Here is a 16,906-nt window from a genome sequence, read left to right as displayed (position 1 = left end):
CAAATGGTTTTAATTGGTATATTTTAATAAAGGAGGTTCTTTCTATTGAAGAAGAGACTTTTTCTTATTTCTGCTTTTTTGTTACTTATTAGTAGTCTGTCTTTTTTATATTTTTATATTATTAAAAATGGCAATCCTTATACGATGCTTTTAGTTCAATATCATATGAAAAAACATATGGAAAGAAACGACATTACGACAGAAATGTTAATTCTCGATAAATCTGGTTACATAGAACCTAAACAAGTAGTACACAAAGATTATTATCGCGGCTTATTTCAATTACGATTTAAAGATGAACCGCAAATTACTTATTATTACGGACTACATAAAGAAAATAAAGCAATCATTCAATTTTGCGAAGAGAATCCGTTAGTTGTACGCACCTTTAAAAAGGCGAAACATAGTGAAGAAATTTGTGCAAATGCCTATAAAAACTAAAAAAATCTGTGCAGAAATTGCACAGATTTATTTGTTTTTATTAGCGCGAAGCTTTTGAATGCCTTTTGCTCCAAAGTAACCAATAATCCAAAATACAAGAAAATATAAGCCATATCCCCATGCAGAGCTGTTTAATACCGTAAACAGGATAATGATAAAAGCAATATAAGAAACTGCTAATGCAATCCATGGATTAATATTATTTAAAGCACATGAAATTCCCTGCACTAAAAAAGTTAATGGGAAAATAAGGACTAAGCTAAGTAGAAAATAGGATTTATTTGCTTCATCATTTCCAAAAGCCCCTGTCAATGTCATCGCGATAACACCTAACATCGCAAACGCCGGGAAGAAAATACCCGCAATTTTATTACTCACATGATCACTCCTAACAAATTGTCTTCATTTTATCATGAATGTTCACATAGGTGAGGAATAAAAAATTACGTTTATCTATTTAATTTTACTACTTTAAAAAAATCATCATAATCATTTATTTGAAAATCTGCCACTTCACAATTCCCCTGATACATACAACTCACCAGTCCAATTTTCTTTGCCGGGATTAAATCGAGTTCTCTATCTCCAATCGCGATATCTAAATCATATTTATCATGTAAATATTGATACGAAGTTGGGTCAGGCTTGCGTGGATAGCCATTTTCAACAGTCACAATTTCAACGAAGTATTTTTCAAAACCATAGTATTGGAGAATATCCAGAACAGGTTGTCTCTCCTTATGTGTCATAATGACATTTTTGTTTGCAAATCGCAAAATTTTCTCAACATCAGGAAACGGCTTTATACTAGTTGGTGGTAACTCTAGATTAAGCTTTTTAACTTCTTTTATTTGTTCATCTGTTAATTTAAAATGATTAAATGCATGTGTCGCTGAAATCTTCAATTCACGATAAATATCTTCTCGAGCAACTGTGCCATTTAGTACTTTATACAAATTTTCTGTGTATGCTGGATATGTATCAAATAAAGTACCGTCAAAATCCCATAAGATATTCACATAAACCCTCCTGATTTCTACAAATTTATTTAGTATGTCCTCGTAAAAGTTGTTGTAATTTCACATAATGTATCGCCTTTATTTTACCACGGAAATATTCATGTATAAATTTCTTCTAATACTATAGAAATAGTATTTACTTTCTTCTTTTTTCTAAACTTAATCTACCTAATTTTTATCCTCCAGGACCTTTCTAACTGCCCCTTTAGTTGAATAAGAAAAAGAGCTATCAGAACAGCTCAGAGATTTTCTTACAAAAGCGTTCGTTAGTTTAAGTGCATTTTTCCACAAATTTCATTTTAATTCTGCTCCATACTTATTACTACTTATCTATTCTTTAATAGAATGTTGTAATGAAATTACTGAATTTTTATTTTGAATGCAACCGTTTGAAACCATTATATTTCTCATTTGAGTATTATCAACTTGAGTCATCCCTAGATAAGACTTTGCCTTAAATTCATCTTTCAATCTGTGTAATCCTATTAAGTGTAAGTTTTTGCCCAGCCTTTTCCCTAGAAAATCAGGATGAATGCCTATCCAAAAAATGCGACCTTCTTTTTCTGTATTTGGCTCTATATGAGGAAAAACTACACCAACTGGTTCATTATTAACTAAATACACTGTATACATTTTCTCTACTTGTGATGGAAGCTCAATCCTCATTCCGGTTAAAAACTTCTCTGTATCAATATAATTTTTACCCATTACTTCAGATAAAAAAGAGATAGAGTTATTCTCAGAAATTGACCATACCTCATAATTTGGTATCGATACATCTAATGGTGTTGTAAAAGATCTCGTATACATAACCCTTTCACCAATAATTTCCATTTTAGTTCTAGTACAATTTAAGCTATCCAAAAAAGTTTTAGGACACTCAAACTTTACTTTTTTCAGTTTACTGCTTTTTAGTTGAGTTAAAAGCTCGTTTATAAGCGTATCTATTTCAGTAGCTTGATTATGTCTATTCTCTAAAATTTCTAAAATGATTACATTATCACCTTTTATGTAATGCACGCCAAATCTTTGTAATTTTTGAAGTAGTATATCCATATAATTTCACCCCTTTTATAAAAATTCTTTACTTTTTTTAAATTTCCTTCTTTCGTTAACCTGCCCCGTTAGTTGAATAAAAAAGAGCTGTATGGACAGCTCAATGATCTTCTACTAAAGCACCCTTTAGTTAAAGAAGAAACAAATCTCGAATTAAATACTTTTTAGAACTTTTGCTGGATTTCCCGCCACTATTGTATTAGCAGAAACATTTTCATACCAACAGAACCTGCAGTAACAATTGAATTATCACCCCCGTTTGTGAAAAGGTAGTCTAATTGTCGAATAGCCCCCTTCCTCTCAGGTTTGCGGAAACAGGCTCCTTTCCTATTTCACGTGCCCATATAGATAACTGGCCGATATGGTGGATTTCGTGAACAATGACATGACGTATGATCTCTCCGTGTGTACATTCAATGACTCTGCTCCTGATTGGTGTGTCTCTAGAGCTAATCGGTTCTTCATTGAAATCAGTTTCTGAAAGTTTCCGAGAATCCATTTCATTTGTCCAAGATGTCACAAATGGCTTCACTTTCTCATGGTATTGAGCTGAAAGATTTTTCACTTTTTGTAAGCTAGCATAATCCTCAAACAATGGCTCCTCAGGTACTGGTTCACCTCGCAAACCTAAGATCCACATATATTCCACATCTACAATGTGAAACAGGGTATGTAGGATACTGCCGAACCCACCGATCCGTTTCTTTAATAGTTCTTCATCAGGTATGCCTTCGCACCATGTAAACCAATCATTACGAACTTGCCAGTTATATTGAAACAGTTTCAAAATCACAACAACCTCCATCTTTTAAATATGCCCCCATATTAAGAGATGTTCAAAACAGAAAAAGTATTACCTCCTTGTTCAACTATTCTGCCCCGTTAGTTCAATAAGGAAAGCCGAAATAATTACATTTCGGTTCAACTTTTTTTTAAACAGTATAACTTTCTTCAAAACAGTATATCTTTCTTTAAAACGGTACGACTTTCTTTCAAGTTTACATTAGGTAGTTTATTGTCAAAGTATTACTAGAACTATTCATAAAACTAAACCTCATTCAAAAGGAAAGGACTCCCTCTTCATCTATTAATGAAAGGGGAGTCCTTAATGGTTGTTATGGTTTTATTTTAGATAACCATCTTTGCGCTCGTTAGTAGCTAGAAGTCAGTATATTAAAGACCACATTTAAGTTGTGCACCGCAATTTGTGCATGTGTTACAGCCACCTAGTTCTTCGACTGTTCCTTTGCGACATACTGGGCATGTGTTACCGACTTCAGAGCCGATTGTTACGTTTGTTGAGCGTAAGTCTTGAATAGTATCGATTAAAACAACTGGACGTTTTTCTGCTACTTGTTCTTCTTGTAGAGTGTCCTCGTCCATAACGTTTTCTTCTGCTTTTAGAGTTAATACTTGTGAATCACGGCTACCATCAACATAAACTGTACCGCCTTTAGCGCCACCATTGTATAAGCGTTCGTACACTTTTTGTACTTGATCTACAGTGTAACCACGTGGTGCATTTACTGTTTTAGAGATTGAGCTATCAATCCAGCGTTGGATAATACATTGTACATCTGCGTGTGCTTCTGGAGCTAATTCCATAGCAGTTACAAACCATTCAGGAAGATTTGCTTCATCTGCACCTGGGTTAGCAGCTAAATATTCTTGTACAATATCAGCTTTTACTTCAATGAATTTACCAAGACGACCACTACGGTAGTAAGTAAATGAGAAGTATGGTTCTAATCCAGTAGAAACCCCAACCATTGTTCCTGTTGAACCTGTAGGAGCTACAGTTAGTAGGTGCGAGTTACGAATACCGCCTTCAAGTACTGCTTCACGGATATGTTCAGGCATTTTTTGCATGAAGCCTGTTTCTGTAAAGCGTTTGCGAAGTGCTAATGTTTCAGATTCTGTTTCTCCTGTTAGGAATGGGAAACTACCTCGTTCTTTTGCAAGTTCAGTAGATGCTTCGTATGCTGTTGTCGCAATCGTCTTAAAGATTTCATCAACAAGGATGTTACCTTCTTCAGAGCCATATTCTTTTTCACAGTAGATAAGTAAATCAGCCATTCCCATAACACCTAGTCCAACACGGCGTTCGCCTAATGCTTGTACTTTGTTGTCTTCAAGGAAATAAGGAGTAGCATCGATTACGTTATCTTGCATACGTACTCCGACACGAACTGTTTCTTTCAACGCTTCAAAGTCCACTGTTTTCGTATCTTTTTGAGCAAATTGCGCTAAGTTTACAGCTGCTAAGTTACAAACTGAATACGGCGCAAGTGGTTGTTCTCCACATGGGTTTGTTGCTACAACTTTTTGACCGTATGCTTTTGCATTTGTCATATCGTTTGCGTTGTCGATGAAGAAAATACCTGGTTCTGCTGAGTAAGTTGCACAGATATTGATTAAGTTCCAAAGTTCACGTGCTTTTACTTTACGGTAAGTACGTACAGCATGGCCCATTTCAGCCCATTCACGAACATCGCCAACTTCATGCCATGTATCGTTATAGATTTTCATTTCTTCAGCATTATATGATTCGACAGCTGGGAATCGTAAATCAAATTCAGCATCAGCTTCTACAGCTTCCATGAATTCATTTGTGATTGTAACAGAAATATTCGCACCAGTTAGGAATTCAGCGTTATGCACGCTGTATGTTCCACCGTCACGTAATTTCGCCTCAGCATCACGAATAATGGCTTCATTAAAACCACCGACACCAGGGATAGTTTTATAATTAATAATACCTTGATACATCGCTTCTTCTTGTTGCGTTAAAGGTTTGAATTTTAGTTTTTCTTTTGCTAGACGTTGGATTGTTTCATCCGTTGTATTTTCGATTAAGAAACGTAAAATACGAGGGTTTTGCATTTTTGAAATAATAAATTCAATAATATCCGGATGCCAATCTGCCAACATAATCATTTGTGCACCACGACGTGATCCACCTTGTTCAACAAGATGAGTCAGCTTAGCAATATCATCTAACCATGAAACAGATCCTGATGATTTACCATTGACACCACGAGCAAGTGTGTTTCGTGGACGTAATGTAGAACCATTAGTACCTACACCACCACCGCGACTCATAATTTCCATTACTTGTTTACGGTGATCACTAATGCCTTCACGAGAGTCTGCAACAAATGGCATTACGTAACAGTTAAAGTAAGTAACATCTGTTCCTGCGCCTGCTCCGTAAATAACACGTCCCGCTGGAATAAAGTTTAACTTCACTAATTGTTCGTAGAATTTTTCATACCATTCTTGGCGTTTTTCTTCTGTTTTTTCAACGGCTGCTAGGCCAGTTGCATTACGTTTTGCAATTTGTTCGTAAAAGACTTCAAGAGGCTTCTCAATAACGTCTAAAGAACGTGTGACAATTCCTGTTTGTTGTTCAGAATCATCATCAATAGCACTTCTATAATCTGCTTCAATCAGCACTTCTGCTGTTTTCTTTTCTGCATTAATTGAAACGATATAACCAAGACCACGTGCTGGGAATTTAGGGTCAGCTTTGACCGTTAAAACAACAAAATCCCCTGCTTTTAGCGTTTTCTTTTCCGTATCTTTAAAAGAATAACGGTCGATCATGACTAAGCGAGACACACCTTTATGTGTTATATGCATGTCCTCTGTGATGGCATGAACTTGTGGAAATTGTTGAATATCATTATTTAATTGTTGTACATTAATCGTCTGATTATGATGCTGTGAAGCAAGTACCATTATCATTCGCCTCCCTATTTAGATCGCGCTCTAAACACTATATATAGTGTTTGTTCAAGACATTACGATACTATATATTGATAAGAAAAGCAAATAGGGTGATTTTGAGCAAAATGTTGATTTAACAACATTGGAAGCGATTTTTCGATTTTTGCAAAGCTAAAATAAGTCAAAAAGACTACTATTTTCTAAAATTCCATTCATCACTTTCATAACGAGTTTTTGCTAAATTATTAACAAAATCCATTTGTTCCTTCGTTAACGTGTACGGTACAAGTTCAATGTCTAACCCGTCCTCAAATCCTTTGCGGAAAGCAGATATACATGTCTCAACATCGACAGGTTTTTGTGCTAACTGATTAATAGCTACCGCTTTTTGTGGTAAATGTTTGCGCATACGCTCTCTTGAAGCTTCCGATGGAAATTTAAAAAGAGAAATCAATTTTTCATCATCGAGATCGATTAATATCGCTCCATGTTGTAAAATGACACCTTCTTGTCGCGTTTGTGCACTACCTGCTACCTTTTTACCTTCTACTACTAATTCATACCAACTTGGCGCATCAAAACAAACCGCGCTCTTCGGAGTTTTCAAATCTGCTCGTTTTTCTTCTGAATCAGGAACTGAAAAATAAGCATCTAACCCTAAGTTTCGGAAACCTAGTAATAAGCCTTCGCTTAATACTCTATAAGCTTCAGTCACCGTTTTAGGCATGTCTGGGTAGTCTTCATTAACAATGATGCTATATGTTAGTTCATGTTCATGTAAGACTGCACGACCGCCAGTAGGACGGCGTACAAATCCTAAATTTAATTTATGTAATTGTTCAAAATCAATATCTTTTTCAGCACGTTGAAAATATCCAATAGAAAGTGTTGCTGGATTCCATTCGTAAAATCGTATTACTGGTGGAATTAAACCTTTACTATGCCAATGTAGGAGCGCTTCATCTAATGCCATATTGAATGCAGGGCTACAAGGACCTGAATTAATAAAATACCATGTTGTTTTCATTTGGTCTCCTCCTTATAATCAACTTATCTATTTTAACAAACTCATTGGACTATCGCTACATGTTCTTTTATAATATTACTGTAGATAGAAAGGGGTAAGACGATTTGAGTTGGTTATATACATTAGCAATTGTTTTATTTGTGGTGATTGTATACGCTTTAGTAAACGCTCTTCGTTTCAAAAAAGCAGTTACAACTTTAACACAAGAAGAATTTATTGAAGGTTATCGTAAAGCACAATTAATAGATGTGCGTGAGCCAAAAGAATTTGACGGTGGTCATATTCTAGGCGCTCGTAACGTCCCAACCTCACAACTTCGTCAACGCTATAAAGAAATTCGCCCAGACAAACCTGTTTACTTGTACTGCCAAAATGCTGGACGTAGTGCACGTGCTGCTATGTTATTAAAGAAAAAAGGCTACGATCAAGTATACCAATTACAAGGTGGATACAAAAATTGGACAGGCAAAATCAAAGTGAAATAATTTGATTGCGTTGCAAATAAAAAAGAGTCATTTCTATTTATAACAGAAATGACTCTATTTTTTCTTAATTATATATTCTATAAATTAATAACGTCCATAAAGGAGGATATAATGCCAAAATTCTTATATACATTTCACGAAGATTTGCGACAAGACATCCCTAACTATGCAGATGTATCAGCGGTCTTTGAGCGCATCTCAAAAAAACTAAATGAAGTACACCCTGCTAATTTTCGTGGTGTGACTGTCGAACTAAATAATTCACAATTTCATCATCATTTACTAGAAATGATGGAAAAGGAATTAATCCGCTATGAAAATTTGAGTTATATATATGCCTCATTACCTAGCATTGTTTTAAATTCTGTCTCAGAAGATCAATTAGATAATCAGCTAAAATCAATTAAGACATTTAGTAATTCTTTAATCTACTTTCCTGATTATGAAGTAGCCATTACACAAATCCCTGTATTCCGCTCCGATTCAGAATGGCCAGAGTTTTTCTATTTTACAACAAGTGCGGAGAAAATGATGAATTTTATCGAAGCTGTTCAAGAACAGTTACGTCAAATGTTGATGGAAACTGTTACCTACTTAGTTGATGTTCATGATGGTATTAAACGACGGAGTTACGGCGAAGGTAAGCAAATTACACGAGAAGATGTTTTCTTAGAACCTTCACTTAAGCAAGAGATTTTCCGTTCGATTGATGAGTTTTTCAAGGAGGGTGGCAATTTCTTTAAACATTACGGCCTTCCTTATAAAAGAGGAATCTTATTATATGGCTCACCAGGAAACGGAAAGACTACGCTTGTAAAGTCCATTACAGGTTCTGTAACAGCTCCTGTTGTATATTGGCAAATTACTGAGCATACATCAAGCGAGTCCATTGAAGAGGTCTTCCGTATGGTAACAAGTTTAGCTCCAGCAATACTCGTTATTGAAGATATAGATTCTATGCCCGAATATACACGTTCATTATTTTTAAATACACTAGACGGCGCTCAATCACGTGAAGGTATTTTTTTAATTGGTACGACCAATTATCCTGACCGCATCGATCCAGCTTTAATCAACCGTGCAGGAAGGTTTGATCGAGCATACGAGATTATGAATCCTACAACTGAAATACGTGCTACATATTTACGCAAATTAGATATTCAGCATATATTCTCAGAAGACGAGCTAATAGATGCTGCTAAACTTTCAAAAGAACTTTCTATGTCACAACTTAATGAGTTATATATGTCAGTTGCTCTAAATTGGCATTATGATAAAAAACTCGATTACGAGAAATGTATTAAAGATTTACAAAAACAACGTAAAAAAGCCTTCCGAAATGAATGGGAAAGAAATGAAGTAAATATAGGGTTCTAAAAAAATACACTCCTAGAGATTGGTTGACTCAATCTCTGGGAGTGTATTTTTTTAAAATAACATTTAATATCTTCGCAAAATAGTTCTAATTTTTCTTATTTATACCTGATTTTGATAAACATCCATTACCTTAAAAGTTTGACAAACAAGCAATAGGTCAGAGTTAAAGGTAAGATCATACTGATTGAGCTCCCAAGTGAAAAATTTTACATGCTCCCGATACCAATAATCATAGGATAAATCTCCTTCACCTTCAGCCTTTGCAAAATCACTTGTTACTTCATTCATTTTCACCAATTCGATTTTTGTATATTTTATTATTGCTAGAGGTTCATTGTTACCATCTAATACAATATCGTACTGTCCAACTTTTTGAATTTTTTCTTTTTCAAGTTCATATACACAATGAGCAGCACATGTTGCTGTTTTGCTACCATTCACAACTAAACTCCCTAAATCATCCGCCATTTCTTTGGAACCATCTCCAAACATCCATGACTCTGGAGTCGTCATATCTAATTCATTTTCTTTAGCATATGTATGCCAATATTCATCTATTTTATTGATTGACATTAGGTGCTTCCCCCTTACAATCAAAATCCATAAGTATCTAATTCTTTTAATCTATTATTTCATGTCAAGTCCTCCTATATTAGTAATGAGATAATTATATTGCATTACTTAATATAAGAGGTTTCATATGCAGTAAACAGGTTTGAATTCTATACTTACTGTTTTAATCTATAACAGTTTTTTGCTTATTGATTTCTTGTAAAATTTGTAGATTTGTTAAACCATGTTTATGTAGCAAATCATAAATGATTTTCTTTTCGTATTCCATTAGCGCCTTTGTATGCGCATCTGGAGTGAAATAGATTAACGTACTTTGTTCTTTTTGTTGCTTTATGTACAATTCAGAAATTAATTCGTCAACCGTATATTCTTGATAATCCTCTTTTAAGGATTTTAGTAAGTCATTTTGATCATTAGTTGTATCATTGATACTTTTAAAGTAAGCCATGAAAACTCCCCTTTTTTCACACATTGATTCATACTGCATTTATGTTAGCATAGCAATTTTAAAGTCATCTGTCTATGTCCAAGCGATTTTTTCCATAACTAACATGATCTTTTCATTAAGCTATTTATATACAAATCATGAGAAAACCTCTAGCAAAGTGCTAGAGGTTTTCAATATACGAATATATTATACTTCTACTGTTTCTCTTTCGTATCGTAAAACTGGGTTACGTGCTGCTCTTGTTTCATCAAGACGGCCAATAACTGTTGTATGTGGTGCATTTTGTACTACTTCTGGTGTTTCTTCTACTTCTTTAGCAATTTGAATCATTGCGTCACAGAAAGCGTCTAATGTTTCTTTTGATTCTGTTTCAGTTGGTTCAATCATTAAACCTTCTTCCACATTTAATGGGAAGTAAGTTGTTGGTGGATGGTAGCCAAAGTCTAACAGTCGTTTTGCCATATCAAGTGTACGAGCGCCTAGTTTTTTCTGGCGGCTTCCACTTAATACAAATTCATGCTTGCAATGACGGTTGTAAGGTAGATCAAAGTATGGCTCTAATCTTCTCATCATATAGTTTGCATTAATTACTGCATTTTCAGTTACTGCTTTAAGACCATCTGGACCCATTGAACGGATATAAGTATATGCACGAACATTAATACCAAAGTTACCATAGAATGGCTTCACGCGACCAATTGATTGTGGACGGTCGTAATCGAAATGATAACCTTCTTCTGTTTTCACTAAAACAGGTTTTGGAAGGTACGGAATCAAGTCTGCCTTTACGCCAACTGGACCTGAACCAGGACCACCACCACCGTGAGGACCAGTGAAAGTTTTGTGTAAGTTTAAGTGAACGCAGTCAAAGCCCATATCACCAGGACGTGCTTTAGACATAACCGCATTTAAGTTTGCACCATCATAATATACTTTACCGCCAACCGAGTGAACGATTTCAGCGATATCTAGAATATGTTCTTCAAAAAGACCTAATGTATTTGGGTTAGTCAACATAAGCGCTGCTGTATCATCCCCAACTAGGCGGCGTAAATCCTCTAAATCTACAAGACCGTTTTCATCAGACTTCACAGTTACTGTATCAAAACCTGCAACTGTTGCTGATGCTGGGTTAGTACCGTGAGCAGAGTCTGGCACAAGTACTTTCGTACGTTGGAAGTCACCGTTTGCTTCGTGGAATGCACGAATCATCATTAATGCAGTCCATTCACCATGTGCACCAGCAGCTGGTTGAAGCGTTACTTCATCCATACCAGTAATCTCGATTAAATGCTCTTGTAAATCATACATTAACTCAAGTGCACCTTGAACAGTGGACTCATCTTGTAAAGGGTGAATATTAGCAAATCCTGCAAAACGTGCAACTGATTCATTAATTTTCGGGTTATATTTCATTGTACAAGAACCAAGTGGGTAGAAACCTGAATCTACACCGTGATTACGGCGAGAGAGCGCAGTATAATGACGCATAATATCAAGTTCTGATACTTCAGGTAGTCCCGCTTCTTCTGTACGAATAAATTCGTTTGGTAAGATAGCAGCTAAATCTACTGCTGGTACATCAAGCTCTGATAAACTATATCCTACGCGACCTTCTGTTGAAAGTTCAAAAATAAGTGGTTGATTGTCGTTATGCATGGAGAGCCCCCATTTCTTGCACAAGTGCATCGATTTCTTCTTTCGTACGTTGTTCAGTAACAGCAATTAGTGCATGGTTTTCAAGTGCTGCATCTACTTTACCTAAATCAAAGCCGCCAATAATGCCTTTTTCAAAAAGTTCCTTATTAATAGTAGAAACAGATGTATTACACTTCACAACGATCTCGTTGAAATGTGCGCCTTTATAAGCTACAGTGAAACCTGCTTTTTCAAAAGCTTCTTTAGCATAGTGTGTTTTTAAAATGTTTTGAGTAGCAATTTCTTGCACACCTTTTTTACCTAGAGCTGTCATTGCAACTGAAGCTGCAAGTGCATTTAAAGCTTGGTTTGAACAAATATTAGAAGTCGCTTTTTCACGACGAATATGTTGCTCACGTGCTTGTAAAGTTAATACATAACCGCGACGACCTTCGTCATCAATTGTTTCACCAATTAAACGACCAGGTACTTTTCGCATTAATTTTTTTGTAACAGCGAAGTAACCACAGTGTGGTCCGCCAAAGCTTTCTGGAATACCGAAAGGTTGAGCATCCCCGACAGTAATATCCGCACCCATTTTACCTGGAGGTGTTAGAATACCAAGTGCTAATGGGTTAGAAGATACGATACATAAGCCTTTTGCATCGTGGATTAAGTCTGCAATTGCTTGTACGTTCTCTACTTGACCGTAGAAGTTAGGATATTGAACCATCACGGCAGCTGTATCTGCATCGATTAATTCTTTTAACGCATCAAGATCAGTGACACCATCTTTTAAAGGAACATTTACTACTTCAATCGATTGACCAAGAGCATATGTTTTAACTACATCATGTGAAACTGGATGAACCGCACCAGAAACTAATAGCTTTTTACGACGAGTATGTGCTGCTGCAAGCATACCAGCTTCAGCAAGAGCTGTCCCACCATCATACATAGATGAGTTTGCTAAATCCATACCTGTTAGTTCTGCAATCATTGTTTGAAATTCGAAAATAGCTTGTAATTCACCTTGTGAAATTTCTGGTTGGTAAGGTGTGTAAGCCGTATAGAATTCTGAACGTGAAATAACGTGGTCAACAATGACTGGTTTATAGTGATCATAAACTCCAGCACCTAAGAATGATGCATATTCATCGCTATTTGCATTTTGTTTAGAAAGTTGTGCTAACTCTTTTAATAATGCTGATTCAGATTTTGCAGGTTTAATGTTGTAGTTTCCTTTAAAACGAACTTTTTCTGGGATGTCTGAGAATAATTCATCAACATTAGAGACGCCAATTACATTTAGCATTTCTTTTTGATCTTGCTCAGTCATAGGTAAGTACCGATGCTTCATTCGAAAAAACCCTCTCTTCATGAAAATTATTTTTGGCGTTTATAAAATGGTGTTGCAGTAGTAACCACTTTTAAGCGACGGTTACGGATTTCAATCTCAAGCTCTTGCCCAAGCTCCGCATACTCACTATCGATTAGTGCTAAACCGATATTACGTTTTGTTAATGGTGATTGTGTACCAGTTGTTACTTCACCAATTTGAGTATCACCTTTAAAGACTGGATAACCGTGACGTGGAATACCTTTATCAATCATTTCGATACCGATACTTTTACGTGGTACGCCATTTTCCTTTTGAGCTTGTAATGTCGATTTACCAACGAAATCTACTTCTTTATTTAATTTCACAACGAAATTAATGCCCGCTTCAAGTGGTGAAATATCTTTTGATAATTCTTGACCGTATAGCGGTAAACAAGATTCAAAGCGTAATGTATCACGTGAACCTAAACCACAAGGAACAACGCCATCAGCTTCTCCTGCTGTTAAGATTTTGCCCCATAAAGCAATGATTGCTTCAGGTGCTGCATAAATCTCAAAGCCGTCTTCACCTGTGTAACCAGTGCGTGATATAAGTGTGTCATAACCCGCAATCGTTACATTTTGTTCTAAACGGAATGGTCTAATGTCTTGTAACGGTGTTTCAGTTAATGTTTGTAATACTTTTTCTGCAAGTGGCCCTTGTAATGCTAATTGACCGTATTCATCTGATGCATTTGTTAACTTCACATCACCTGACACTAACGTTTTCATCCACTCAAAGTCTTTTTCAATATTCGACGCATTAACGATTAATAAATAACGATCTTCTGCTAATTTATAAGTGAGTAAGTCATCTACAACGCCACCATTTTCATAGCACATTGCAGTATACTGCGTTTGGTTAATGGCAATTTTCGATACATCATTAGTAACAAGCTTTTGCAAATAAGCTAAACTTTCTGAACCTTCAACGAAGATTTCACCCATATGAGATACATCAAATAGTCCAGCTTTTGTTCGAACTGCTTCATGCTCGGCTTTAATAGAAGAAAATTGAACAGGCAATTCCCAACCACCAAAATCAATTGTTTTCCCACCATACTTCGAATACTCTTCGAATAACGGCGTTCTTTTTAATTCATTAGCCACTAATCTTCCTCCTCATTTGTTCAGGACATAAAAAAATGGACAGAGAAATCCTATAATTAGGATTCTCTGTCCATGCACCTGAAAGTTTTACCATTACGGCTGTCCTCTTTGGTGGCTGTAATCCATACAGCTCTCTCCAGAGTTGCGTCCCGTACGAGTCTTTTTGCCTGAGAGATTCATAACTTTTGTTATTTGCTCCTTCGGCGACGTCTCCAGACGTTCTCTCCCCGTACAATCATCCGCCCAAGATGGAATCTTGGTAGTATTTCCATGTCATTGTTCTATAACAATACGTCTCGTCTATATCCTAACATTGAATAGGGGTATCATGCAATAACTTTTATAAAATACTTTATAGACGAACATTAACTAGAAAGATTACGTATTTCATTCGCCTTTCAGACGTTTTATTTGAAAAGCAGTATATTCAACAATCTGTTTTAGTGAACGGTTTTCTGTTCGAATTGTGATATGTGTAGCTTCTCTATAAAATTTTCGGCGTTTATAAAATAAATCTTCTAATTCTTGTTTTGTAGAACGTTGGACGATTGGACGGTTTTTATCTTTATGGATTCTCTTCCAAATATCTGGAAATGTCGCATCTAAAAAAAGGACTAGTCCAGTTTGACGCATTATTCTACGATTTTGAGGATTCATCGCTACACCACCACCTGTTGAAATGATGCAAAACTCATCTCGGAAATTCCGTAAAAAATCCGTCTCCAGTTGACGAAAGTGCTCTTCTCCATATTTTTCAAATATTTCAGGAATCGTCATTTTCTCTCTTCTTACAATTTCTTGGTCCATATCATAGTAGGGCATTTTCAGATAGTAGCTTAAACGTCTACCAATTGCGCTTTTACCACAACCCATAAACCCTACTAAATATACTTTTCTCATTTTTTCACCTTCTCATCAACGACGACTGTTACTCTGTGCTATTTTCAATTTCTTGTATTTTATTTATAGTAGCACGAACATACGCCGATTCCAATGAATTATACGTTCGAAAATGAGATTCATAAGACATCACAGTGCTCAAAAGGTAACTCGTACAAAAAAACAATAGAATCATCGCTATTGGAAGAAGCATTCCTTTTTCACTCTTTAACATACGAAATAACAAAGTCTTTCTCCTTCCTTAAGCCATTAGTAAACAATACTTTTGTTGTTAGAGTTGTACGATTTACATCAATAAAAAACTGTATTTCATAAACATTCATCAGCATAGGCTCACTTCCTTGCCCTTCCTTTTGCATACGTACTACAGCACTAGACCTATTAATAGCGAGACTTCGATTATCCTTTCCAATGTGTAAGTTTGCATTTGCACCTATGCCAATAGTTTTTATATCCAACAAATACGATTGCAAATCATACGTAAATAGCTCCCATTCAATTTCCTGACGTTGATGAAAAGATCTATTTGACTCTTCATACCAAGGATAGAAGATCATAAATAACTGCGAAAAAAGTATAAGGACCATCAGTTGCAAAAGGGCATCCGCTAATGTATAGCCAGAGCGATTTTCTATCAGACTTTTTATGGCCGAATACATTTTTGCTGTTGTCCTTTTAAGTTTTCATAAAATACGCATACTTCATTATTCGTGAAATACCATCGATAGTTAATATTTTCTACAGTTCGACTACCTTGGAGCTGCTCCTCCTGCTCGACACGTTGAGAAGCTTGGTAAGCTGTTTCAGCTGCGTACAGCGCCATTTTCTTATCACTTAAAGTAACTTTCATCATTTGCAATGCTGGTAAAAGAGTTCCGAATATCGTCAAAATAATAACTAGAGTTAGTAATGTTTCTGGTAATGAGTTCCCTTTGTCATTCCACAATTTTCATCCTCCCTTTAACGATATTAATAATAAGTGATTTATTCCCAGTTGGTGTTAAAAAAACCAATGTACCAAAACTTGAGAATGTACCTTGAGAATCAATTTTAATCTGACGTAATGGACTGTTGTAACTATAAGTAACTCCCTCTGGTAGTTCTCGTGTAAGATAATATCGTCTAGTATTAAGGGGGGAATTACCTCCCCCTTCTGAATCTACCAACGTATATGCCCTGTATTTCTTTCCATCATCTATAAATTCCAGATATGAAATAATCCCGCTACCAATCGACTCACTCTGCACCTGTTCAATATCAAGCATTAATTGATATAAAAACTGATTAGCCATTCGTTCATCCAACTTTGCTTTGCCTAGTACCAAGCTTAAAGAACAAATTATCATCGTAACAGTAAGTACTAGTAACAATTCGACGAACGTAAATCCAGCTTCTTTGTTATTCATCTATTGTAGAAACTTCTCCATCCGAGATTTGAATCTTTTTTCCGGTACACGCATTTGTATCTTGCTTTAAATACTTTGCGTCCTCCAACATTTCAATTGTTGTTGGATACTTTTTTTCGTCAATACGATAAGCTTCAACTTGTCCTTGTACCATACTGACATATGCTTTACATCCTTTATCATCCACTGTACTAAAGTGCTTTGTTACATTTGGTATTGCAATCAAAATCAACACTGTAATGATAAACAAAACAATGAGCATTTCAATTAAAGTAAAGCCCTTCTGTTGTTTTAATAATTGCATGTTGGTTCTCCTT

Annotated in this window: 19 protein-coding genes and 2 riboswitches; of the genes, 3 read left to right on the top strand and 16 right to left on the bottom strand. The window is 35.8% G+C overall.

Going from position 1 to position 16,906, the window contains the following annotated elements; all coding sequences use genetic code 11:
- The first annotated feature begins 45 nt into the window (after positions 1-45).
- Positions 46-441, top strand: coding sequence for a DUF3139 domain-containing protein (locus MKY02_RS06750; RefSeq protein WP_076035199.1), 396 nt, complete (start codon positions 46-48; stop codon positions 439-441).
- Positions 442-468: 27 nt separating this feature from the next.
- Here MKY02_RS06750 and MKY02_RS06745 read toward each other — a convergent pair whose 3' ends face one another.
- The 6 genes from MKY02_RS06745 to MKY02_RS06720 form a co-directional block, all read right to left on the bottom strand.
- Complete coding sequence (locus tag MKY02_RS06745) at positions 469-819, bottom strand: hypothetical protein (protein WP_038186717.1); 351 nt, start codon at positions 817-819, stop codon at positions 469-471.
- 71 nt (positions 820-890) lie between these two features.
- Positions 891-1,460 (bottom strand): HAD-IA family hydrolase, encoded by a 570-nt coding sequence (locus MKY02_RS06740; protein WP_340710823.1) that lies wholly within the window; start codon positions 1,458-1,460, stop codon positions 891-893.
- Positions 1,461-1,790: 330 nt separating this feature from the next.
- A complete protein-coding gene (locus MKY02_RS06735; protein WP_340710822.1) occupies positions 1,791-2,516 on the bottom strand; it encodes a GNAT family N-acetyltransferase in 726 nt (241 codons plus the stop codon).
- A 274-nt stretch (positions 2,517-2,790) separates the two neighbouring features.
- Positions 2,791-3,306, bottom strand: coding sequence for a DinB family protein (locus tag MKY02_RS06730; RefSeq protein WP_038188196.1), 516 nt, complete (start codon positions 3,304-3,306; stop codon positions 2,791-2,793).
- Positions 3,307-3,689: 383 nt separating this feature from the next.
- Positions 3,690-6,263, bottom strand: coding sequence for a vitamin B12-dependent ribonucleotide reductase (locus tag MKY02_RS06725; RefSeq protein WP_445329605.1), 2,574 nt, complete (start codon positions 6,261-6,263; stop codon positions 3,690-3,692).
- A 175-nt stretch (positions 6,264-6,438) separates the two neighbouring features.
- Positions 6,439-7,272 carry a lipoate--protein ligase family protein gene (locus MKY02_RS06720; RefSeq protein WP_038186729.1) on the bottom strand — a complete coding sequence of 278 codons (834 nt, stop codon included), beginning with the start codon at positions 7,270-7,272 and terminating at the stop codon, positions 6,439-6,441.
- Positions 7,273-7,376: 104 nt separating this feature from the next.
- Between MKY02_RS06720 and MKY02_RS06715 the strand changes: the two genes are divergently transcribed.
- Positions 7,377-7,757 carry a rhodanese-like domain-containing protein gene (locus MKY02_RS06715; RefSeq protein WP_038186732.1) on the top strand — a complete coding sequence of 127 codons (381 nt, stop codon included), beginning with the start codon at positions 7,377-7,379 and terminating at the stop codon, positions 7,755-7,757.
- Between the two features lie 111 nt (positions 7,758-7,868).
- A complete protein-coding gene (locus MKY02_RS06710; RefSeq protein ID WP_038186735.1) occupies positions 7,869-9,134 on the top strand; it encodes an ATP-binding protein in 1,266 nt (421 codons plus the stop codon).
- A 99-nt stretch (positions 9,135-9,233) separates the two neighbouring features.
- Here the strand turns inward: MKY02_RS06710 and MKY02_RS06705 are convergent, their stop codons facing one another.
- The 10 genes from MKY02_RS06705 to comGC form a co-directional block, all read right to left on the bottom strand.
- Positions 9,234-9,707 (bottom strand): ASCH domain-containing protein, encoded by a 474-nt coding sequence (locus tag MKY02_RS06705; RefSeq protein ID WP_081730116.1) that lies wholly within the window; start codon positions 9,705-9,707, stop codon positions 9,234-9,236.
- Positions 9,708-9,870: 163 nt separating this feature from the next.
- Positions 9,871-10,155, bottom strand: coding sequence for a hypothetical protein (locus MKY02_RS06700; protein WP_038186737.1), 285 nt, complete (start codon positions 10,153-10,155; stop codon positions 9,871-9,873).
- Between the two features lie 186 nt (positions 10,156-10,341).
- On the bottom strand, positions 10,342-11,814 hold the full coding sequence (gene gcvPB, locus MKY02_RS06695) for an aminomethyl-transferring glycine dehydrogenase subunit GcvPB (protein WP_038186740.1): 1,473 nt from the start codon (positions 11,812-11,814) through the stop codon (positions 10,342-10,344).
- The gene (gcvPA, locus tag MKY02_RS06690) at positions 11,807-13,153 is read right to left on the bottom strand and encodes an aminomethyl-transferring glycine dehydrogenase subunit GcvPA (protein ID WP_038186743.1); all 1,347 of its coding nucleotides are present in this window, start codon (positions 13,151-13,153) and stop codon (positions 11,807-11,809) included. Before gcvPA ends, gcvPB begins: the two co-directional genes overlap by 8 nt.
- A gap of 26 nt (positions 13,154-13,179) precedes the next feature.
- The gene (gene gcvT / locus MKY02_RS06685) at positions 13,180-14,283 is read right to left on the bottom strand and encodes a glycine cleavage system aminomethyltransferase GcvT (protein WP_076064878.1); all 1,104 of its coding nucleotides are present in this window, start codon (positions 14,281-14,283) and stop codon (positions 13,180-13,182) included.
- 64 nt (positions 14,284-14,347) lie between these two features.
- Positions 14,348-14,425, bottom strand: a riboswitch (glycine riboswitch).
- Positions 14,426-14,428: 3 nt separating this feature from the next.
- Positions 14,429-14,522: riboswitch (glycine riboswitch) on the bottom strand.
- Between the two features lie 148 nt (positions 14,523-14,670).
- Positions 14,671-15,183: a shikimate kinase gene (locus tag MKY02_RS06680; RefSeq protein WP_038186762.1), complete on the bottom strand. Its 513-nt coding sequence runs from the start codon at positions 15,181-15,183 to the stop codon at positions 14,671-14,673.
- A 200-nt stretch (positions 15,184-15,383) separates the two neighbouring features.
- On the bottom strand, positions 15,384-15,842 hold the full coding sequence (comGF, locus tag MKY02_RS06675; RefSeq protein WP_038186764.1) for a competence type IV pilus minor pilin ComGF: 459 nt from the start codon (positions 15,840-15,842) through the stop codon (positions 15,384-15,386).
- Positions 15,827-16,129: a hypothetical protein gene (locus MKY02_RS06670; protein WP_340710817.1), complete on the bottom strand. Its 303-nt coding sequence runs from the start codon at positions 16,127-16,129 to the stop codon at positions 15,827-15,829. The genes comGF and MKY02_RS06670 overlap by 16 nt, the downstream gene beginning before the upstream one ends.
- Entirely contained in the window at positions 16,119-16,589 is a 471-nt protein-coding gene (locus MKY02_RS06665; protein WP_038186769.1) for a prepilin-type N-terminal cleavage/methylation domain-containing protein, read from the bottom strand. The genes MKY02_RS06670 and MKY02_RS06665 overlap by 11 nt, the downstream gene beginning before the upstream one ends.
- Positions 16,582-16,893 carry a competence type IV pilus major pilin ComGC gene (gene comGC / locus MKY02_RS06660; protein ID WP_076035195.1) on the bottom strand — a complete coding sequence of 104 codons (312 nt, stop codon included), beginning with the start codon at positions 16,891-16,893 and terminating at the stop codon, positions 16,582-16,584. Before comGC ends, MKY02_RS06665 begins: the two co-directional genes overlap by 8 nt.
- Between the last annotated feature and the right edge of the window lie 13 nt (positions 16,894-16,906).

The organism is Viridibacillus sp. FSL R5-0888 (assembly GCF_038009105.1).
In the GTDB taxonomy this organism is placed as follows: Bacteria; Bacillota; Bacilli; order Bacillales_A; family Planococcaceae; genus Viridibacillus; species Viridibacillus arenosi.
The sequence above is the reverse complement of the archived record's forward strand: the minus strand, read 5'-3'. Positions and strand labels throughout refer to the sequence as shown.